The 21,215-nt window shown below is 59.9% G+C and carries 21 protein-coding genes; 13 read left to right on the forward strand and 8 right to left on the reverse strand.

Going from position 1 to position 21,215, the window contains the following annotated elements:
• Positions 1–122 precede the first annotated feature (122 nt).
• Positions 123–2,105 carry an acetate--CoA ligase gene (gene acs / locus ACSQ8V_RS12145; protein ID WP_436205862.1) on the reverse strand — a complete coding sequence of 661 codons (1,983 nt, stop codon included), beginning with the start codon at positions 2,103–2,105 and terminating at the stop codon, positions 123–125.
• Between the two features lie 409 nt (positions 2,106–2,514).
• On the opposite strand from acs, the gene ACSQ8V_RS12150 reads away from it, so the two are divergent.
• The 9 genes from ACSQ8V_RS12150 (at position 2,515) to ACSQ8V_RS12190 (ending at position 10,507) form a co-directional block, all read left to right on the forward strand.
• Complete coding sequence (locus tag ACSQ8V_RS12150; RefSeq protein ID WP_213761842.1) at positions 2,515–3,423, forward strand: DMT family transporter; 909 nt, start codon at positions 2,515–2,517, stop codon at positions 3,421–3,423.
• A gap of 319 nt (positions 3,424–3,742) precedes the next feature.
• Positions 3,743–4,330 (forward strand): TIGR00645 family protein, encoded by a 588-nt coding sequence (locus ACSQ8V_RS12155; protein WP_213761843.1) that lies wholly within the window; start codon positions 3,743–3,745, stop codon positions 4,328–4,330.
• 91 nt (positions 4,331–4,421) lie between these two features.
• Positions 4,422–5,945 carry a fumarate hydratase gene (locus ACSQ8V_RS12160; protein ID WP_213761844.1) on the forward strand — a complete coding sequence of 508 codons (1,524 nt, stop codon included), beginning with the start codon at positions 4,422–4,424 and terminating at the stop codon, positions 5,943–5,945.
• 217 nt (positions 5,946–6,162) lie between these two features.
• The gene (gene bfr / locus ACSQ8V_RS12165; RefSeq protein WP_031359074.1) at positions 6,163–6,639 is read left to right on the forward strand and encodes a bacterioferritin; all 477 of its coding nucleotides are present in this window, start codon (positions 6,163–6,165) and stop codon (positions 6,637–6,639) included.
• Positions 6,640–6,652: 13 nt separating this feature from the next.
• Positions 6,653–7,555 carry a glutamate racemase gene (gene murI / locus ACSQ8V_RS12170; protein WP_436205863.1) on the forward strand — a complete coding sequence of 301 codons (903 nt, stop codon included), beginning with the start codon at positions 6,653–6,655 and terminating at the stop codon, positions 7,553–7,555.
• Positions 7,556–7,821: 266 nt separating this feature from the next.
• Complete coding sequence (locus ACSQ8V_RS12175) at positions 7,822–8,061, forward strand: (2Fe-2S)-binding protein (RefSeq protein ID WP_213761846.1); 240 nt, start codon at positions 7,822–7,824, stop codon at positions 8,059–8,061.
• Positions 8,062–8,410: 349 nt separating this feature from the next.
• A complete protein-coding gene (locus ACSQ8V_RS12180; RefSeq protein WP_436205864.1) occupies positions 8,411–9,187 on the forward strand; it encodes an energy transducer TonB in 777 nt (258 codons plus the stop codon).
• Between the two features lie 81 nt (positions 9,188–9,268).
• The gene (locus tag ACSQ8V_RS12185; RefSeq protein ID WP_436205865.1) at positions 9,269–10,069 is read left to right on the forward strand and encodes a MotA/TolQ/ExbB proton channel family protein; all 801 of its coding nucleotides are present in this window, start codon (positions 9,269–9,271) and stop codon (positions 10,067–10,069) included.
• A 12-nt stretch (positions 10,070–10,081) separates the two neighbouring features.
• Positions 10,082–10,507 (forward strand): ExbD/TolR family protein, encoded by a 426-nt coding sequence (locus ACSQ8V_RS12190; protein ID WP_213761849.1) that lies wholly within the window; start codon positions 10,082–10,084, stop codon positions 10,505–10,507.
• Positions 10,508–10,881: 374 nt separating this feature from the next.
• On the opposite strand, the gene ACSQ8V_RS12195 is transcribed toward ACSQ8V_RS12190, so the two are convergent.
• Entirely contained in the window at positions 10,882–11,844 is a 963-nt protein-coding gene (locus ACSQ8V_RS12195; protein WP_436182096.1) for a LysR family transcriptional regulator, read from the reverse strand.
• A gap of 171 nt (positions 11,845–12,015) precedes the next feature.
• Between ACSQ8V_RS12195 and ACSQ8V_RS12200 the strand changes: the two genes are divergently transcribed.
• From ACSQ8V_RS12200 to hemP, 4 genes are all read left to right on the forward strand, one after another.
• Complete coding sequence (locus ACSQ8V_RS12200) at positions 12,016–12,888, forward strand: pirin family protein (protein ID WP_436205866.1); 873 nt, start codon at positions 12,016–12,018, stop codon at positions 12,886–12,888.
• Positions 12,889–13,054: 166 nt separating this feature from the next.
• On the forward strand, positions 13,055–13,465 hold the full coding sequence (locus ACSQ8V_RS12205) for an OsmC family protein (protein WP_436205867.1): 411 nt from the start codon (positions 13,055–13,057) through the stop codon (positions 13,463–13,465).
• Positions 13,466–13,538: 73 nt separating this feature from the next.
• Positions 13,539–14,033 carry an SRPBCC family protein gene (locus ACSQ8V_RS12210; RefSeq protein WP_213761853.1) on the forward strand — a complete coding sequence of 165 codons (495 nt, stop codon included), beginning with the start codon at positions 13,539–13,541 and terminating at the stop codon, positions 14,031–14,033.
• A 140-nt stretch (positions 14,034–14,173) separates the two neighbouring features.
• Positions 14,174–14,449, forward strand: coding sequence for a hemin uptake protein HemP (gene hemP, locus ACSQ8V_RS12215; RefSeq protein ID WP_436205868.1), 276 nt, complete (start codon positions 14,174–14,176; stop codon positions 14,447–14,449).
• Positions 14,450–14,751: 302 nt separating this feature from the next.
• On the opposite strand, the gene ACSQ8V_RS12220 is transcribed toward hemP, so the two are convergent.
• The 6 genes from ACSQ8V_RS12220 to uvrB form a co-directional block, all read right to left on the reverse strand.
• The gene (locus ACSQ8V_RS12220) at positions 14,752–15,165 is read right to left on the reverse strand and encodes a GlcG/HbpS family heme-binding protein (RefSeq protein ID WP_089158875.1); all 414 of its coding nucleotides are present in this window, start codon (positions 15,163–15,165) and stop codon (positions 14,752–14,754) included.
• A gap of 88 nt (positions 15,166–15,253) precedes the next feature.
• Positions 15,254–16,660 (reverse strand): 4Fe-4S binding protein, encoded by a 1,407-nt coding sequence (locus tag ACSQ8V_RS12225; protein WP_436205869.1) that lies wholly within the window; start codon positions 16,658–16,660, stop codon positions 15,254–15,256.
• Positions 16,657–17,502 carry an FTR1 family iron permease gene (locus ACSQ8V_RS12230; protein WP_436205870.1) on the reverse strand — a complete coding sequence of 282 codons (846 nt, stop codon included), beginning with the start codon at positions 17,500–17,502 and terminating at the stop codon, positions 16,657–16,659. Before ACSQ8V_RS12230 ends, ACSQ8V_RS12225 begins: the two co-directional genes overlap by 4 nt.
• 81 nt (positions 17,503–17,583) lie before the next feature.
• Positions 17,584–17,931 (reverse strand): cupredoxin domain-containing protein, encoded by a 348-nt coding sequence (locus tag ACSQ8V_RS12235; RefSeq protein ID WP_213761907.1) that lies wholly within the window; start codon positions 17,929–17,931, stop codon positions 17,584–17,586.
• Positions 17,932–18,017: 86 nt separating this feature from the next.
• Positions 18,018–18,566, reverse strand: a complete 549-nt coding sequence (locus ACSQ8V_RS12240; RefSeq protein WP_436205871.1) for an iron transporter — start codon at positions 18,564–18,566, stop codon at positions 18,018–18,020.
• Between the two features lie 318 nt (positions 18,567–18,884).
• Complete coding sequence (uvrB, locus tag ACSQ8V_RS12245) at positions 18,885–20,978, reverse strand: excinuclease ABC subunit UvrB (RefSeq protein ID WP_436182102.1); 2,094 nt, start codon at positions 20,976–20,978, stop codon at positions 18,885–18,887.
• Between the last annotated feature and the right edge of the window lie 237 nt (positions 20,979–21,215).

The following is a 21,215-nucleotide window of genomic DNA, read 5'->3' on the forward strand; positions in this document are numbered from 1 at the left end:
TTATCTACCAAATGCTTTAAGACGCGGCAATCGGGATCGACATCGTGCGCCGGCCGGGGATATAAAAACGGCTCCCTGAAACAGGGAGCCGTTCTTTCAAGCCAGATGATACTAAAGCAAATTCAACGCGCTTCGCCAAGTTGATCGAGGATCGCGGGATTCTCGAGCGTCGAGATGTCCTGCGTGATCTCCTCGCCCTTCGCCAGCGAACGCAACAACCGCCTCATGATCTTGCCTGAACGGGTCTTGGGAAGATTCTCGCCGAAACGAATGTCCTTCGGTTTCGCGATCGGACCGATCTCTTTTGCGACCCACGCCCGCAGTTCATTGGCGATCTGCTTGGCTTCATCGCCCTCAGGCCGCGAACGCTTCAGCACGACGAACGCGCACACCGCTTCGCCGGTCGTATCGTCGGGACGGCCGACCACGGCCGCTTCCGCCACGATCGGATTCGACACCAGCGCCGACTCGATCTCCATGGTCCCCAACCGATGCCCCGACACGTTCAGCACGTCATCGATCCGGCCCATGATCGTGAAGTAACCCGTGTCCTTGTCGCGCACGGCGCCATCGCCCGCGAGGTACAGCTTGCCGCCGAGTTCTTCAGGGAAGTAGCTCTTCTTGTAGCGGTCCGGATCACCCCAAACGTTGCGTAGCGCAGACGGCCACGGCCGCTTGATGACGAGGATGCCCCCCTGCCCGTTCGGCACGTCCTGGCCGGTTTCATCGACGACAGCAGCCATGATGCCGGGCAACGGCAGCGTGCAGGAACCCGGCACAAGCGGCGTCGCGCCCGGCAGCGGCGTGATCATGTGGCCGCCGGTTTCGGTCTGCCACCATGTATCGACGATAGGACACACGCCGCCGCCCACGTTCTCGTGATACCACATCCACGCTTCTGGATTGATCGGCTCGCCGACCGTGCCGAGAATGCGCAGCGACGACAGATCGAAGCTCTTCGGATGCACTTTTGCATCGGCTTCGGCCATCTTGATGAGTGAGCGGATAGCGGTCGGCGCGGTATAGAAAATCGTGACCTTGTGCTTGCCGATCATGTCCCAGAAGCGCCCGGCGTGCGGATAGGTCGGCACACCTTCGAACACGACCTGGGTCGCACCAATGGCAGTCGGACCATACGCGATGTAGCTATGCCCCGTGATCCAGCCGATGTCGGCGGTACACCAGAACACGTCGTCGGGCCTGGCGTCGAAGGTCCACTTCATGGTCTGCGCGGCCCACAGCAAAAAGCCGCCGGTGCTGTGCTGAACGCCCTTCGGCTTGCCCGTGGAACCGGACGTGTACAAGATGAACAGCGGATGTTCGGCGCTGACCCATTCCGGCTCGCACTGATCGGATTCATGCTCGACCAGCTCGTGCATCCAGAGATCACGGCCTTCATGCCATTGCGTCTTGCCACCCGTGCGCTTGTACACAATCACGCTCTTGACCGCTTCGCATCCGCCGGCTGCGATAGCTTCATCGGCGATGCTCTTCAGCGGCAGGGCCTTGCCGCCGCGCATTTGTTCATCCGACGTAACAAGTGCGACCGCGCCCACGTCCACCAGCCGTTCGTTGAGCGACTTCGATGAGAACCCGCCGAACACGACCGAGTGCGTCGCACCGATCCGCGCGCAGGCCTGCATGGCGACCACGCCTTCGATAGACATCGGCATGTAGATCACCACGCGATCGCCCTTCTTCACGCCGCGCTTTTTCAGCGCATTGGCGAAGCGGCAGACGCGCTGCAGAAGATCCTGATACGTGACGTTCACGACGGTGCCGTCGTCGGCTTCGAAGATGATCGCGTTCTTCGCGCCGTTGCCGGCTTCCACATGACGGTCGATGCAGTTATACGACGCGTTGATTTCGCCGTCTTCGAACCACTTGTAGAACGGCGGATTCGATTCGTCGAGGACAGTTGTGAACGGCTTGTGCCAGCTAAGCGTTTCGCGCGCGAGCCGCGCCCAGAAACCTTCGTAATCGCGTTCGGCTTCAGACGTCAAAGCCTTGTACGCGTCCATGCCGGAAATCGTTGCGCCGGCCGTTGCTTTGGCCGAGGGCGGGAAAATACGGCGTTCCTGGAGTACGGATTCAATCGCAGACATCGACAACCCCTTCTTTGATGGTGAATCTGATAACCGCGACACCGGAGCCCAAGCTCCGAAGCCGCCATGTCTTTAGGCGTGGACGGCAGGCGCATTCATATTTGTCATGCGACCTGCCGCGTCTCCTGCCTCTGTGCGTTGCCTGTTCGATGCAGCGCAGCATAGGCGCGCCAGGCTTTATGTGACGATGGGACGAAGATAAGCCGCGCGCCTTACCCGCTACTTACGCGATCGCCCCGAAAGCCACGGGGTATACACGTACGCACCCGCACTTATACTATTCGACCGTTTCAACGCATCAATACAATGATGCGCTTTGCGCTCACGTGCTGCTTACCCCCATCCCGCGTTGCGCGCGATCCATGACGCGCCACGCCATGTTAACTGAACTCGCCGTCCGGATTCCAGCTTGAATCGTTACGCGCTCTATCTCATCGCAGCCATGCTGCTGGCCGGCAGCAATGTCGGCGTCGGCAAGTCGGTGGTCGCTTTCATTCCGGTCCCGCTGTTCGCGCTGCTGCGCTTTGTCATTGCGATGGCGGTGCTCTGGCCGTTGTTGCGTCCCGCGAAGATCCGGCTGGTCAAGCGCGACGAATGGGCCAACCTGATCCAGCAGGCGTTCTTCGGCACCTTCATGTTCACGTTGCTGATGCTCAACGGCGTGCAGCGCACGAGCGTCGTCGCGGCGGGCGTGATCACCAGTACGATTCCAGCGGTGGTCGCCTTGTTCTCGTGGTTTTTCCTGAAAGAACGCCCGAACGGGCGTGCGTTGATTTCCATTGCGCTTGCCATTGTCGGCGTGGTCGTGATCAACGTTGCGCAAGGAACGGGCGGCCACGGATCGGGCAGCGGACCGCAGGATAGCTCGGTACTTGGCAACCTGATGGTGCTCGGCGCGGTGTGTTGCGAGTCGTTCTACGTGATCCTGTCGCGACGCCTGACGCAGACGCTTCCCGCCATCGATATCTGCGCCTACACGCATTTCTTCGGCTTCCTGCTGATGCTGCCGTTCGGGTTTTCCGCGCTCGTCAGCTTCAATTACAGCAGCGTCAGCCTGAGTGTCTGGAGCCTCGTGCTTTGGTACGGGTTATCGGCGAGCATCTTCTCGTTCTGGCTGTGGATGAAAGGCATCCGGCACGTCGATGGCAGTCTCGCCGGCGTATTTTCCGGCCTCTTGCCGATCGCGGCGGCGCTCTACGGCATCGTGTTTCTCGGCGAGCGTCCGACTATCGCGCATGGAATTGCACTGGCATGCGTGGTCACCGGGATCGTCCTGGCCAGCACGAAGGCGAAAACGGCGCCGCCGATGATTTCTTGACCGGGGACGGCTTCCAGACGGGCTTTGCACGGGCTTTGCACGAATTTCGCACGCGTGGTGGAACCGCCGGTGAGCAGGTTTTGGGGCTGGTTGCGCGTGCGGACTGCCTCAGGGTTCACCCGCAACCCGGCGCCGCCATCGCGCTACAATGACGGGCTTTCTCAAAAAAATGCGCGCGAAATCCGGTTTCGCCCTATTTCCGGTTTCATCCGGTTTCATCCGGTTTCATCCGGTTTCATCCGGTTTCGCCTTATTTCGCGCTCGCCACGACCCAAGCAGTTACTCGATTCAATCAACCTTCCACGACCCGGCACCGCTCATGTCCGCATCCTCGAACATCCCCGGCACCCGTCCTCCCCGCCGTCCCATGAAACCCCTTCCAGCCGTCATCTTCATGAGCCGCTGGCTCCAGGTGCCGCTGTATCTCGGCCTGATCGTGGCGCAGGGCGTCTACGTCGTCCTGTTCCTGAAGGAGGTCTGGCATCTCGTCACTCACATGACGACGCTCGATGAAACCAACATCATGCTGGTCGTCCTCGGCCTGATCGACGTGGTGATGATCTCCAACCTGCTGATCATGGTGATCGTGGGCGGCTACGAGACTTTCGTCTCACGACTCGGCGTGGAAGGCCATCCCGATCAGCCGGAATGGCTCGATCACGTGAATGCCGGCGTGCTGAAGGTGAAGCTGTCCATGGCGCTGATCAGCATTTCGTCCATCCATCTGCTGAAAACCTTCATCAACCCGGACCAGTACTCCGAACATGCGGTGATGTGGCAAGTGATCATTCATGTGGCGTTCCTCGCGTCGGCGCTGATCATGGCGTGGGTCGACCGGCTGACCACGCACACGCATCCGGAGCATTTTCACGAACCTTCCGGCACGCCCGCGAAGGCGCACGAGTAAGCTTAGACCAGCAGCAGAAATACACCCATGAGCGCTTCTTAAAGCGCCGCAAACAGTCCCGATAACGTCCCGTTCCCCACACGTTCAAGCCATGACCATCATCAAGCAGGAAGACCTGATCCAGAGCATTGCGGATTCGTTGCAGCACATCAGCTATTACCATCCGCTCGACTACATCCAGGCGCTCGGCCGCGCGTACGAACTCGAAGAGAGTCCGGCCGCGAAAGACGCCATCGCGCAGATCCTGACGAACAGCCGCATGTGCGCGGAAGGTCACCGGCCGATCTGCCAGGACACCGGCATCGTCACGGTGTTCGTGAAAGTGGGCATGGACGTACGGTGGGACGGTGCAACCATGGGCGTCACCGACATGATCAACGAAGGCGTGCGCCGCGGTTATCTGAATCCGGACAACGTGCTGCGCGCATCCATCGTGAGTCCGCCCGAAGGCGCGCGCAAGAATACGAAGGACAACACGCCGGCGGTGATCCATTACGAGATCGTCCCCGGCGATAAAGTCGACGTCCAGATCGCAGCGAAAGGCGGCGGATCGGAGAACAAGACGAAGTTCGCGATGCTGAACCCGTCGGATTCCATCGTGGACTGGGTGCTGAAAACCGTGCCGCTGATGGGCGCCGGCTGGTGCCCGCCCGGCATGCTGGGAATCGGCATCGGCGGGACGGCGGAGAAAGCGATGGTCATGGCGAAGGAATCGCTGATGGACGCCATCGATATCCAGGATGTCATCGCACGCGGACCGCGGGACTGGATCGAAGAGTTACGCGTGGAGTTGCACGAGAAGGTCAACGCGCTCGGCATTGGCGCGCAGGGTCTGGGCGGCCTCGCCACCGTGCTTGACGTAAAGATCATGGCGGCGCCCACGCACGCGGCATCGAAGCCGATCGCGATCATCCCCAACTGCGCAGCCACGCGTCATGCGCATTTCACGCTCGACGGCTCGGGCGTGGCGAAACTCGACGTGCCTTCGCTCGACGCATGGCCGAAGGTCGAATGGGTCGCGAACACGGAGACGAGCCAGCGCGTGGACCTCAACACGTTGACGAAGGAACAGGTCGCGGCATGGAAGCCCGGCCAGACGCTGCTGCTGTCGGGCAAGATGCTGACGGGACGGGACGCGGCGCACAAGCGTATTGCCGACATGCTCGCCAAGGGCGAAAAGCTCCCTGTCGATTTCACGAATCGCGTGATTTATTACGTTGGCCCGGTTGATCCGGTCCGCGAGGAAGTCGTTGGCCCGGCAGGTCCCACCACGGCCACGCGCATGGACAAGTTCACCGACATGATGTTGTCGCAGACCGGCCTGATCTCGATGATCGGCAAGGCAGAGCGCGGCCCGGGTGCCATCGAGGCGATCAAGAAGCACAAGGCCGCCTACATGATGGCGGTGGGCGGCGCGGCGTATCTGGTATCGAAGGCGATTCGCGGCGCGGAGGTCATCGCGTTCGAAGACCTGGGCATGGAAGCCATTTACGAATTCGACGTTCAGGATATGCCGGTCACCGTTGCTGTTGATTCGACCGGGACCTCCGTCCATCAGACGGGACCGAAGGAATGGCAAGCAAAGATCGGCAAGATTCCGGTCGCAACGGTTTAAACTACCGTCTTAGCAATACGAGCTAAAAAGAGCCGGGCCATGCGCCCGGCTCTTTCATTTTCGGGCTGTTGCGCAGAGAACTGTTTTCATTCTCATTCCACTGCGCGGAAATAAGAAATCTCCGCCAAATAGCGGGGAAAACACCATTTTTCATCTTGGCTTTTTAAACATGAGCGGTTATGTTTGAAAAGCTGAAACGCCCACACAAGGAACTAACATGCAAGGCGATATCAAAGCCCTCGAATACCTCAACCAGCAGCTTAAAAACGAGCTGACTGCGATCAACCAGTATTTCCTGCATGCACGCATGTACAAGCACTGGGGGCTGGAGAAGCTTGGCAAGCACGAGTACGACGAGTCGATCGGCGAGATGAAGCACGCCGACTGGCTGATCCAGCGCATTTTCATGCTCGACGGCCTGCCGAACCTGCAGGACCTGCACAAGCTGCTGATCGGTGAAGAAACCGAAGAAATCCTGAAGTGTGACTTGAAGCTCGAACAGATTTCGCAGAGCACCTGCAAGGAAGCTATCGCGTATTGCGAATCGGTTCGCGATTTCATCTCGCGTGAAATCTTTGTGAAGATTCTCGACGATACGGAAGAACACATCGACTGGCTGGAAACGCAGATCGATCTCGTCGCGAAGGTCGGCATCCAGAACTATCAGCAAACCATGATGGGCGAGAGCGAGTAAGCTACTGGCCACAATGCCCTTCAACGCCCTTCGTTCAGCGCTTAGCTCCGCTGTCAGTTCCTCTCCCGAGTCGCCCGGTTCGAGCGCGCCCGTCGCTATTTTCGATTCGGGCCTCGGCGGTTTGTCCGTGTTGCGCGCTGTGCGCGCCGCCTTGCCGGACGAACGGCTGATCTATGTGGCGGATTCGCTGTACGCGCCGTACGGTGAACGCGATGACGACTTTATCGCCGACCGGACGCTCGCGATCGGGGAATGGCTCGTATCGCAGGGCGCGAAGACGCTGGTGGTCGCGTGCAACACGGCGACCGCGCAGTCGATCGCTCAAACCCGCGAACGCCTGGCCGTTCCCGTGATCGGCGTGGAGCCGGGTATCAAGCCCGCGGCGCTCACATCGCAAACGCGCGTGGTGGGCGTACTGGCAACAGCCGTCACGCTGCGCAGCGCGCGCTTTCAAGCGCTGGCTGAACGCCATACCAGTGATTGCCAGTTCATCCTGCAGCCGGGGCACGGCCTCGTGCAGGCGGTGGAACGTTGCGACACGAACTCACCTGAACTCGTTGCGCTGCTGCGAAGCTATGTGCAACCCATGCTGGACGCCAACGCCGACACGCTGGTGCTCGGCTGCACGCACTACCCCTTTCTCGATGAAGCCATCCGCGCCATTGCCGGTAACCGGCTGACGCTGATCGATACGAGTGTCGCAATAGCACGGCAACTCGAACGGCAACTGGATTCGTTTGGTCTGCGCGCAGCGCCAGCCCAGGCTCAGGCAATCGAATTGCCGCGTTTTTACTCGACCAATGACGGCCAGGCGCTGCGACAACTCGCCGCGTCGCTGCTCGGACTGGATGTGACCGTCGAACACGTCGTGATCCCTTCGCGGCGGACGCTGGCACTGGAATCCGATCCGGTCTGAGACCGCGCGTCCGAGCCGTTCCAGACGGTCCCGAGCCGCATCTATCCCCCTCCGAAGCCATAAAACCCCGCTTAGCGGCTAAAAAGCCCCTTCCAGACACGCGGTTTCAGTTTTTTACATAAGCATGGCGCCTTGTGCGACAAGCCTCTGCGCCCCGTCCCTTTTTCCCGTCCGCCGCACGTCGAAAAAAACCGTTCACCCCTATTGCCAACCTTCGCATAAGGAATGATAATAATTCGCATTAACGTTAGCTATCGCGGTTAATCATGATCGTCTGTGTGTGCAAGTCAGTGTCGGACAGAAAGATTCGCGCCTCCATTGCAGATGGCGTCGCTACTTTCGACGAACTGCAATTTGAACTGGGTGTCGCCATGTGCTGCGGCAAATGCGAAGAAACCGTGCGCGACGTGATGTTGCAAAGCGGTTGCGCGTCGCATTGCGGCACGCACCACGGCGATCAGCATCAGGCGGTACCGCTGACGTTCTACGAACGCAAGGCCGCGTAAGTACGCTCCAAGGTTAACGGGGATTTGCCCGCTGCATCACCACGAATGCCGGCGTGTTACCGCAACGACTACGCAACAACTTCGGCGCGTGGTTTTCAAGCCGATCGTCACGCGTCATTAGCCTTGCCAGGTGTAAAACCGCAGTCCCCGCTTCTCCGCCCGCAAGCCAGGTCACATTGAGCCAGCCCGCCAACCCCCGTCCAAGGAGGGAATGATGGAATTGCTGATCGGTTTCGTGACCACGGTGTTTATTTCTCTGCTCATCTTTCGAAAATGAAGTCCTCCAGTCTCACATGCTGCATGGGCTTTCGCTGTTCGTACGGCGTCACCGCCGTACAACCACGCTGATATGCCGTCGCCCCTGATCTCGCCCGGCAATTCGGCTGCGGCGCTTAACGTTCACTCCTCCCGTTCGATCGAATCCTCAGGCCTCAATCCGCGCGTGATTGCCGCGAGTGTCGCTGTGGTGGCGATTCACGTGGGCCTGCTGGCGGTTGTGCTCACCCTGCGTAACGAGCCGCCGCCGCGTCCGATCGAATCGAAGACAATCACCGCCGAACTGATCAGTCCCGCGCCGCCGCAACCGGTTGCAGCGCCTGTGGCAATTCAGTCGACGCCCGTTCCTCCGCCACCGAAACCGGTTCCACCGAAGCCGCTACCGAAGCCCAAGCCCGTCGTTCAGCCGCGCGTGAAGGCCGCACCAACGCCGTTGCCGGAAACCACGGCGCCCTCGCCTGTGGCGGCAGCCGCGCCTGAGCCGGCTCCCGCTCCGCCTTCGCCGCCGGTTGCGGCAGCGCCGGCCGCCGCGGCGCCGGCTATCGGGCGTCCGACCATGGCGCTCAACGCGCCGAAAGACGTCGCGCATCTCGAATGCAATATCGCGATGCCGGACTATCCGGCGTTGTCGCGGCGTCGCGGGGAATCGGGGACGGCGCTGGTGAAGTTCGTCGTCGGGCTGACGGGGAAGATCGAGAACATCGAACTGAAGAAGAGCAGCGGTTCGTCGCGGCTCGATGACGCCGCGCTCGATGCCATGCGCTCAAGCGCATGCAAGCCCTATAAGGAAAACGGCGTGGCGATCCGCGCTGCCTATTCCCAGCCGTTCGTGTTTGGGTTGAACGACTAGCACCACAGTCGGATCGATCCAATGAACGCTGAATAACACTAAAAAATTCGACCTAATTTCTAGATATCTACAGGAACTGCAATGCAAAACTACGGCTTGGCGCATGTCTGGGCGCAAGGGGATTTCGTCACGCGAGGTATCGCGCTCGCGCTGGCAATCATGTCGATCCTGTCGTGGACAGTGATTCTGGTGAAGGGCCTGAACGTGGTCCGCCTGAAGCGCCTCACGAAGAACGCGGAGCAGGCGTTCTGGCATTCAGACGATTTCGCCGACGGCATCAAGAAGCTGAGCAGCCATTCCTCGAACGCGCAGGACAATCCGTTCCTCGCGCTCGCCCTCTCGGGTCAGGACGCCGCTGATCACCATCATCAGACGCAACCGCATCTGCACGACCGCATGGACGTGTCGGACTGGATCACACGCTGCCTGAAGGACACCATGGATGAAGGCGTCGGACGGATGCAGGCGGGGCTCGCCGTGCTTGCATCGATCGGCAGCACGGCGCCGTTCGTCGGATTGTTCGGCACGGTGTGGGGTATTTATCACGCGCTGCTGACCATTGGCGCGACCGGTCAGACGTCTATCGATCAAGTCGCGGGACCGGTCGGCGAGTCGCTGATCATGACGGCGTTCGGCCTGTTCGTCGCCATTCCGGCGGTGCTCGGCTACAACGCGTTGACCCGCTGGAACAAGGCTATTGTCACGAAGCTGAACCGCTTCGCGCACGGCCTGCACGCGTTCTTCGTGACGGGCACCAAGCTCGCGTCCAGCAAGCGTGGAGACGGCCTGCGCCTGGCCACGCAGCACGCTGCGAGCGCCACGACGACGGGCGCTGCCGGATCCACTGCGGGATCCAGGCAGCCTGCGTCGCGTGTGAGCTAAGGGGACGTCGCCATGGCCATGAGCCCTTTCTCCAGTGACGAGGACGACGGCATGATGAGCGAGATCAACATGACGCCGCTCGTCGACGTCATGTTGGTTCTCCTTATCATCTTTCTCGTCACGATTCCCGCGATCAACCATGCGGTGAAAATCGACTTGCCGAAGGCGAGCAGCCAGCCGCAGGACACGAAGCCGGCGCACGTGGACGTTGCCGTCGAAGCGGACGGAACGGTGCTCTGGAACGACCAGAAGGTCGACGATGCCGCGCTGCAGTCGCGCATAGCCGACGCATCTAAACAGACGCCGCAGCCGGAATTGCGCCTGCGTGCGGACCGCAAGGTGCCGTATGAGCGTGTCGCCGATGTGATGTCGGCCGCGCAAGGCGGCGGGTTATCGAAGATCGGGTTTGTCACCGAGCCGAAGGCGGGTGGGAAGTAGCGCGGCATGATTTGCGCGTGTGATTTCAGCGCGCACGTGGTTTCGTGGCCCCGCAAGGTAAAAGGCCTTCATCGCAATGATGAAGGCCTTTTTTTGTGTGCGCGCCGGCACATTCGGGCTAGCGGTTACTTTGGCGTCGAGACATTCGAATCCGCAGTATCGCCACATGCGACAGCCGTGCTCGACACGGACAGCGCTATTAGCCCTATCAGGCCTACTATAAAAGTGGCCGTGAGTTTTCGCATAAGCAGCTCCTTAGCGAAGAGATTTCAATATAGCGCCCGAGCACAGCACCTACAAGCCGGCGGCGATTGAATCTGACCATCGCAAGCGCACGCTTCAATGTCAGAAACTTAAGCGTACGGCGCGATTAGTCACACTGTTTCGCGAGCGGGCTCCGGCTGGAGAGGACATTCTCCCGGGAAGCGATTGCTGTCATTGATCGACTCGACGAGAAAATCGACGAATGCGCGAATTGCCGGCACCATGCCCTGCCGCGATAAAAACACCGCATAGAGTTGCGGCGCCGGAAAAGTCCAGCCGGGCATCACCGGCGACATCTGGCCGGTACGCAACGCAGCGCCGTACATCATCTCCGGCAACGCCGCGATACCCACGCCACGCAGCACCGCTTCGCGGATCATGCCGAGGTCCGCTGTCACAAGGCGCGGTTCATGCTCGAATTCGTGACGCGTACCGTCGGGCGCAATCAGGCGAAAGACGTGGCGGCCATCGGTGGCCGGGACATCGATGGTATCGAACTGGGCCAGTTCCGACGGCGTGAGCGGCGGCGCGTTCGGCTTGAGCAGCGAGGGTGCTGCCACCAGCATTTGTTCCGTGCGCCAGAGCGGGCGCGCAACGATTGTCGAATTGATGGGCGGTTCCGAGCGCACGCGCAATGCGACGTCGATAGCGTCTTCGAACAAATCGATCACGCGATTCGTCACGCTCAGGACGACGCGAACCTCGGGGTATCGATGCAGGAACTCAGGCATCACCTCCGACAAGAACGTCTGCGCGATCGTCACCGGCACGCTGACCCGCACGCTGCCGCGCGGCGAATCGCGCAAGCTATGCACGATATCGACAGCGGCCTGGGCTTCGGCCAGCATCGCCTTGCAATGCTGGTAGAAGAGCTGGCCGGCCTCCGTCAGTGCGAGTTTTCGCGTGGACCGCTGCATCAAACGCACACCCAGCGACGTCTCAAGTTCGGACACACGCCGTGACAAACGCGACTTGGAAATACCCAGCACCCGCTCCGCCGCCGAGAAACCGCCATGCTCGACAACGTACGAAAAATACATCAGATCATTGAGGTCATGCGAATCAGGTTTCATGCGGTCAGGTTTTTCGTTGGGGTTTTCGTTGTTCCACAGGCGGGACAATCCATTGCGGTTTGATGGCTTTTTCCGCGAAATACCGTCCATATAATAGCGCTATGTTTTAAATTTGGCGCTAATGCCCCACCCGTTGCAATGGCCACGCTGGCCTGCCCAAGCGAGGACAAAATGGAAACCACACGCAGTATCGAACGCACGATTGCCGCGCTCCGCACGGTGGAAGGCGGCGGTTTTGTCGTACATCGCCCGTTCCCGACGCGGCTTCTGATGGACTTCGACCCGTTCCTGCTCCTCGATGAAATGGGCCCCGTCGACTACGCGCCCGGCGAGGCGAAAGGCGCGTCCGATCATCCGCATCGCGGCTTTGAAACCGTGACATACGTGCTCGAGGGCCAGTTCGGCCACAAGGATTCGGCGGGGCATTCCGGCACGCTGCGTCAGGGCGACGTGCAATGGATGACGGCCGGCGCGGGCGTGGTGCACAGCGAAATGCCCGATCCCGAATTCACGCGCACCGGCGGCCGCGTGCACGGCTTGCAGCTTTGGGTGAACCTGCCCAGGCGCGACAAGATGATCCCGCCGCATTATCAGGAAATCGCGTCCGAACGGATTCCGGTCGCGACCAGCGACGACGGCCGCGTACGCGTGAAGGTCATCGCGGGTGAAGCGCTTGGCGTCAAGGCGGCGATCGAAACGCGTACGCCCATTCTTTACCAGCATTTTTCGTTGCAACCGGGCGCGTCGGTCGTGCATCCGGTGCCACGGGACTTTCGTGTGTTCGGTTATGCGTTGTCGGGTAACGGTCTGTACGGCGAGGCGAAGCAAGCCGTGCGGGCGCAGCAGATGATCGTGTTCGCGAACGATGGCGATACGGTCACGTTCGCCGCCGGCGATGAGCCGCTCGAATTACTGCTGATCGGCGGCGTGCCGTTAAAGGAGCCCGTGGTCCGTTACGGTCCGTTCGTGATGAACACGGAGGACGAGATACGCCAGGCCGTGGTGGATTACCAGGAGGGACGCATGGGGTCGATCAACCACTAGACGGGTTCGCCGCCGTTGGGCGGTCATCGACATCAGACCGTGCTTGTTTCACCGGCGCGGCACGAATGACACTATTTGCGTCACAATAGTCGTTCGTGCCGCGCCGTTTTATCGTCTGCTTTTATTCCCCGCGCTGTCTGTCCATCCGCTAATTCTGGAGTACCGCATGTCCGAAAAGTTTGTGACGCCGTCCGTCAGCGCCCACATCGGTGCAACGGATTTTCAGGTTTCGCTGAGCGATGGCCAGCATGACTGGATCGCCGACGAACCATCAACACACGGTGGCGCAGATACCGGCCCGACTCCCCACAGCTTGTTACTGTCGAGCCTGGGCGCGTGTACGTCGATCACGCTGAAGATGTACGCGAAGCACAAGGCATGGCCGCTTGAAGCGGTACACGTGACGCTGACCATGGATATCACGCCCGAGGGCACGGTGATCGACCGCCAGATCCTCCTGACCGGCGAACTCGATAACACCCAGCGGGAACGACTCTTGCAAATTGCAAATGCGTGTCCCGTGCACAAGATTCTCAGCGGCGCGATCATGATTCATTCGGGCCTTACGCCGGCATAAGACGCATAAGACGCATAAGCGTCGCATTTTGCGGACCAGCTGAACAACTGAACAACCCAAGGAAACTGTCGTTTTGAATTTCGAACACCTCATCCAGATCAACGACCCGCTCAATCCATTCGTGGAATCGATGACCCGCGAACAGGTCTGGCAAGGACTCGTGCTGCGCGCGGAACAGCCGCAATTATTCGTGATCGGCCTGGATCGCTGCGTGATCCTGTCGCGCATTGGCGACGTACTCGAACGCGAACTGCATTACGGTCAGGCCGTCGTGCGTGACCGCGTGACGCTGATCCCCCAAACCAGTGTTCGCTACGACATCCTGCCGACCGCCGAATACGTGGGCGGCTCGCTGACCATGGCAATCGAGCAACCGGACGAACTCCAGTTGTTCCTGCGTTTCACCTACGCCACCACCCTGCCCGTAGCCGATGATCCACAGGCAAGCGCCGACGCGCTTCAAACACAGGAGATCGTGAAGTCTGCGTATCGGGAAGCGGATATCGACACCGTCCGGCTGATCCGGCAATTCGCTCACGGCAGCAATCTCGAAGGTCCACTGCACTAAGCCGCTAAGGCACCGCGACGTTCCGATAGCCGGACAGTCAATGACTATCGAAACGTGTGATCGATGAATACTTCGTTGTTGTGAATAGGAATGGTTATCATTAAGATTACTCCATCGACTCAACGAACGGACTTTTCGACATGACCGACCTCCTGCGCTCCAATACGCTTCGGCTACGTCGCCCGGTCGAACGCTCTGCGGCCGCAGCTATCTCGCGGCCCCGGACGGGCGCTGTAACGACGGCGCGTCCTACACAGTCGAGTGTGTCGGAGAGCGGTGAACGTTCCGAACGTTCCGAACGTTCTCTACGCAGCGACACGTTGCTGCAAGGTCATAGCCACATCAGCATCATGCATAACGGTGAAACGTATCAGTTGCGCGCAACGCGCCTGGGCAAGCTGATTCTCACCAAATAGCACGCAGGACAGAATTGCAGTACCGGGTATTGTGGGGACCACCTCTTCGAGAGGTGTTTGGCACTAGCCAGCAATGACGGCTTGCACGCGAGACTTTAGACCCCTTCGTGCAAACACCAGCCAGTCGTCGATAGCCAGCGAAGCCGCTTTTTTTGGTTCCCAGTCGTGTGCTTTGAACAGCACCATCAGCTAAGCAAAAAGCACGTTTTCTCGCGAAAACGTGCTTTTTTAACTTTGAAGTTTAGGCCGACTTGTTTCGATCGGCATGACGCAAGCCCGCTTTGGGCAGATCTTCGGGAAGCTTAAACGCTCTCGATTCCCAACGCCGCGATGCCCGCTCGCGCCACCGCCGCGTCCTGGTCCGACTTCACGCCGGACACGCCCACCGCGCCGACAATATCCGCACCCACTACGATCGGCACGCCGCCTTCCAGCATGGCAGTCATCGGTGCGCTCAAGAACGCCGTGCGACCTTGCTTGATCATGTCCTCGTACACTTTCGTTTCGCGCCGGCCGAGCGCAGCGGTGCGCGCCTTGCCCGCCGACATCTCGGCCGTGCTTGCGCCTGCGCCCTCCAGCCTGTGCAGGTGAAGCAGATGACCGCCGTCATCGACGACAGCAATCGCTACGCACCACTTGTTCGCCAAAGCATGCGCTTCAGCTGCGGCCGCGATGGTTTTTACGTCCGCGTCGGTCAATACCGGTTTTGTTCTCATTTCGTCACCTGTTGTTGGAAGATAGTCGTTGCGTTGATAAAGGGATTGGCCCCGCGAGCGGCTCGCGATTGGGTCGATACCCGCAACGTTACCGCGAAAAGCCCCAGAACATCAGGTACCACGCGCTATCGGCGACGGCGAGAGCGGCGATGAACCATAGCATCGCGACACTTTGCGTGACAAAACGCCCGAGCGCATACCGGCCGATGACGCGCCACGCAAGCCACGCGCTCCACAGGTTCGCGACACCGAGCAGGCCCAGGCGCACATCGGCCACCCACCAAAGCGGCAAGTGTTCAGCGCGCAGCAATGACACCGTAGTCGCCGATAAACCCAGGAACACGCCGCATCCCGCCACCGGAATCAGCGCCTGCGTCAGGTGATGCAGGCGCGTGAAACTGAAACGCCCGAGCATGCGCGTGCCGACGGCCAGCAAGGCCAGAAGCGCGGTCCCATACACCAGCCCCGTGACCACGATATAACCCACGACCATCCCGCCGTCGAGCCACGAGAAGACATCGTTTTGTTCGGGATAATGCGTGAAGAGGAACCAGGGCGCGTTTGTATCGAGCGGCCAGAGAATGTTGCGATCGATCAGCCACGACGCAAAGATCTGCTTCAGGTCGACGAACCACGTGCTCACGGTCCAGTGGAACGCACCAATAGCAATGCCCAGCAGGCCGTACAGGATCAGCGCGGTGTCCCACGGATTAGCTTGTTTATCGCCGAGTTGCACGACTTCGGCCGAGGGCGAACGCCACTCCAGCGAAATAGCGTCCCGATGGCCGCTGCAACGCCCACACATATGGCAATCCGACGCACCCTTCATGGCGCGCAGCGGCACCAGCGGCGCGCAGTTGACGGGAATCACGCGATGCCCGTGCTCACCCTCTTTATACGAGCGGCGCCACGCGTCCTCGTTGACCTTGTAGTGGAATGGTGCGAGCCGTGCCAGAAGCGAAAATACCCCGTTCACGGGGCAGAGATACTTGCACCACACGCGTTTCTCGCGCCCATACAACACACCAACAATCATTGCGCCGACCGTCGAGCCGCCGAGCACGAGCAACACGGCTTTCGGATACTGATAAACGCTGACCATCTGGCCATAGATGGTGGTGATGCCGAATGCCACGAACGGCCAGCCGCCCCAGCGCAACCAGCGCGGGATTGCCCAGCCGCGGCCGAACTTGCTCGCAAACTCGGTCAGTGCGCCTTCGGGACACAGCACGCCGCACCACACGCGGCCGAGCATCACCATGGAAAGCAGGACGAACGGCCACCAGATACCCCAGAACACAAACTGCGCGGCAAGCGTCAGGTTGCTCCAGAGATGCGTGGTACCGTCCGGCAACGGCAAGACGGCTGGAACCAGAATCAGGAATGCATACACGGCAACCACAACCCATTGAATGCCGCGGATCATGCTGCCGTGTTGTTGCATCCATTGGCCGGCTTGCTGCAGCCGGCCGGGCCGATTCATCACGTCGCTCATGCCACCCTTCTCGCCGATTTTTGCGCCATCTTGTTTTTCGATCGGCGAAGCAGCAGGAAGATCACGGCCCAGTACACCGCGTACGCGATCAGGTTCATGCCGGCCGGGTGCGCCCGATAACCCGTGAGCGTGGCGACCAGCGAACCAAAGGTGCTGGAGTCATCGAGCAGCCAGGACGTGTCCCACACCTGATTCATGACGACGGGCAGGATTTCCTTGTCGATGAGTTTATCGACACCCGTTTCAAACAAGCCCGCCGCGAGGAACAACAGCATGATTTCCGTCACGCGGAAAAAGAGCCGCCAAGAGAAAATCTTGCCGCCAAGCTGGAGCAGATAAAACGTCAGGAAAGCCAGCGCCAAACCCATTGCGACCGCCAGATACTGCATGGGATCGACGTGCCCCGATTGGCCGAAGCCGAGGCCGTAAAGGAAAATCACCGTCTCGCTGCCTTCACGCGCAATGGCAAGCGCGACCAGCAAGGTGACGCCCCACCAGTTCGCGTCCTGCTTGCTCTTTTCCAGCGACGCTTCCATGTCGCGCTTCATTGACCGGCCGTGATGCTTCATCCACAGCACCATCTGCACGATCAGCACGCACGCGACCAGAACCATGCCGGTCTGGAAATAATCCTGCGCATCGCCGGACAACTCTTCCGTGAACCCGACCAGCGCTGCGCCCAGCGCTATGGCGGCCAGCAACCCGGCGGCCACGCCGGCCCACAAATACGGAATGCCACGACGCGCGTCGGCGTCGCCATTTTTCAGCCATGCGTACAGGATGCCGACGACCAGCAGCGCCTCGACACTCTCCCGCCACACGATGAAAAGAACCTGACCCATCACTTATCCCCCGCTCTTGCAGGCCAACGTGGTTTGCGCGCGACGCCGAACGAACAGCGCGCGAACCGGCCCGGCGTGACCTTACTTCGCGACGATGACACCCTGCGCCGACTGATGAAAATCGTCGAAGAACTTGTATTCGCCCTTATCCAGCGGCGCGATCACAACGAACGAATCGGCTCCTGGCGCGAGCACTTTTTCCTTGCGCAACTGGATGCTTTCGAATTCCGCCGCACCCTTGCCAATGTTGTGCACTTCGATCTTGATGCGCTGCCCCGCCGGCACTTCAATGCGCGCGGGATTCAGCTTGCCGTCGTTCATTTCCAGCTTGAAGGTCGGCAGGTCGGCGGCTTGCGCTGCGGCGGCACTGGCGAACCATCCGGCCGCCAAGGCTAGCGAGGCGGCGACCAACTTGTATTTGCGTTGCATGCATGCTTCCTGGCTGCGACGCCCGGTTTGACGTTTCATGCTACTTCACGTCATGCCGGACGACTGGCTCGACTACTCTCGACTACTCAATACCCGCCCTTCTTGCCGATGCCGGCGAACGGGAAATCGTATTCGATCGTGTAGGGCTTGAACCACGGACCCACGCCGGTTTCCTTGTCGACGTGGCGGCCGAACGCCATATGGCCGGTTTGCATCGGCGCTGCGATGTTGAGTTTCAGGTGGTATTTGCCCGGGCCGAAGAGCTTCACGTTGTCGCCGTAATGCGGACCGTCGTTGGCGACCATGGCCATCATGTCGCCCTTGATGGTTTGCGTCGTGCCGACCTTGGTCAACTCGTACGTCACTTGCAGGTAAGGCATCCAGTCGCCTTCCGCAAAGCCGTTCGGATTGTTCTTTACGGCGTGGATGTCGGCTTCGAGGTGCACATCCGAATCCGAGGCCTTGCGCATCATGCCTTCCGGCTCCATGGTGATCGGCTGCAAGTAGACCGCGCCAACTTCCATGCCATTCTCGATATGTTGCTTGCCGATCGGATATTCGGCAGCCGATGCCGACACCATTGCCACAAGCGCGACGGCGGCCACCGAGCCGCGTACAAAAGTTGAAACCTGCATCCTTCACTCCTTCTTGTTATTGATCGAACCGATGCCGCGCGTACGCTCGACCCGACCCGGTCAGCTCACTGATCAATTCGGCGCCGATGATAGGAAATCGCAATGAGAACGTAACCGGCAACCGTTAATACGAACCATTCTCAATGGGTGAGGAGTTTAGCACTGATCGGAGGACGGAACAATTTGATGAAAATCAACCAGCCTTGTACTTGCTGGGTTTTTGAGATGACCGAGGCATTTTTGCAGTGGAATTTCGGGCAAAAAAAACGCGGCGAACCCGCTCGGGTTGCCGCGTTCCCTGCCCTCAAACCCTTACGTTTAGCTGATGCCCGTAATGTGGTCGCCCACATTGGCGCCAAACACGCGCTGCCTCAGAAGTGACAGTTGGTCGCGGGTCTGCGCGGCTTTTTCGAATTCAAGGTTTTTCGCGTGATCCATCATCTGCTTTTCGAGCCGCTTGATTTCCTTCGATATCTGCTTTTCCGACATGTCCTCGAACTTCGCGCGGGTCTGGGCTTCCTTCAGTTCGGCGCGGGCATCGTCGGCGTTATAGACGCCGTCGATGATGTCCTTGATCCGCTTGGTCACGCCACGCGGCGTGATACCCATCGCGAGATTGTGCGCAATCTGCTTCGTGCGGCGCCGTTCAGTCTCGCCGATCGCACGTTTCATCGAATCCGTGACTTTATCGCCGTAGAGAATCGCCTTGCCGTTCACGTTGCGGGCAGCCCGGCCGATCGTCTGGATCAGCGAACGTTCCGCGCGCAGAAACCCTTCCTTGTCGGCGTCAAGGATCGCGACCAGCGACACTTCCGGAATATCCAGCCCTTCTCGCAGCAAATTGATCCCGACCAGCACGTCGAACGTGCCGAGACGCAGATCGCGGATGATTTCCACGCGCTCGACCGTGTCAATGTCGCTATGCAGATACCGCACTTTCACGCCGTGATCCGCGAGAAACTCGGTTAGCTGTTCGGCCATGCGCTTGGTCAGCACCGTCACCAGCACGCGCTCGTGCACCTTGACGCGCGCGTTGATCTCCCCGAGCACGTCGTCCACTTGCGAGCGCGCCGGGCGCACTTCAATATCGGGATCGACCAGGCCGGTCGGCCGCACAAGCTGCTCGGCCACCTGCCCCGCCGTGCGGTTTTCGTAATCGGCCGGCGTGGCCGAAACGAAGATCGCCTGGCGCATCTTGCGTTCGAATTCGTTGAACTTGAGCGGCCGGTTGTCCAGCGCCGACGGCATCCGGAAACCGTAATCGACGAGATTCTCCTTGCGCGCCCGGTCGCCGTTGTACATGCCGTTCAACTGACCGATCAGCACATGCGACTCGTCGAGCAGCATGAGCGCGTCGGGCGGCAAATAATCGACGAGCGTTGGCGGCGGCTCACCCGGCGCCGCGCCGGAAAAGTGCCGCGAATAATTCTCGATGCCTTTGCAAAAACCCAGTTCCTGCAGCATTTCCAGATCGAAACGCGTGCGCTGTTCGAGTCGTTGCGCCTCCACCAGCTTGCCGTCCTTATGGAAAAACTCGAGCCGTTCGCGCAATTCGAGCTTGATCGTCTCGATGGCGCGCATGACCGTGTCGCGCGGCGTCACATAGTGGGACGACGGATAAACGGTGAAACGCGGAATCTTGTTGCGCACGCGGCCGGTGAGCGGATCGAAGAGTTGCATCGACTCAATTTCGTCGTCGAACAGCTCTACGCGCACCGCCATTTCGGCGTGCTCCGCCGGGAAGATGTCGATGGTGTCGCCTCGCACGCGGAACGTCCCGCGCGAAAAATCGGCTTCGTTGCGGCTGTACTGCATCGCGATCAGGCGCGCGATGATGTCGCGCTGCCCCATTTTGTCGCCGGTGCGCAGCGTCAGAATCATCTTGTGATATTCCGACGGATTGCCGATACCGTAGATCGCCGAAACTGTCGCCACGATCACCACATCGCGGCGCTCGAGCAGGCTTTTGGTCGCCGAGAGCCGCATTTGCTCGATGTGCTCGTTGATCGACGAATCCTTCTCAATAAACAGATCGCGCTGGGGAACGTAGGCTTCCGGCTGGTAATAATCGTAGTAAGAAACAAAGTATTCAACGGCATTGCGAGGGAAAAACTCGCGAAACTCCGCGTAAAGCTGCGCGGCGAGCGTCTTGTTCGGCGCGAACACAATGGCCGGCCGGCCCATGCGCGCAATCACGTTCGCCATGGTGAACGTCTTGCCGGAGCCCGTTACGCCGAGCAATGTCTGGAACGACAGGCCGTCCTCAATCCCTTCCACGAGCGTTGCGATCGCCGTCGGCTGGTCGCCCGCCGGCGGATACGGTTGGTACAGCTGGAACGGAGAGCCTTCAAACCTGATGAATTTGGATTCGTCGAGGGTTTCGGCGGTTTCGAGTAGCGGGGTATCGGACATGAGGATGAGGTGCCTTGGCCGAGAGCAAACACCCATTCTAGCGGTTCACGCTGGAGCGGGTCTGGACGGCGGATCAGGATTGACGGAACAGATTTCAGGCGATTTGCGCCAACTTTCGCACAATGCCCGATGTTTCCAAGATGGGGCGGTACCACGAAATCGCAAGTGATTGTTTTGGTTAGTGAAAGCTTGAGGGCAATATTCCGGCACGCGGTGATCCGTCGTTCTGGTTTTTGT

The sequence above is a fragment of the Caballeronia sp. LjRoot31 genome, from assembly GCF_964253885.1.
GTDB lineage: Bacteria > Pseudomonadota > Gammaproteobacteria > Burkholderiales > Burkholderiaceae > Caballeronia.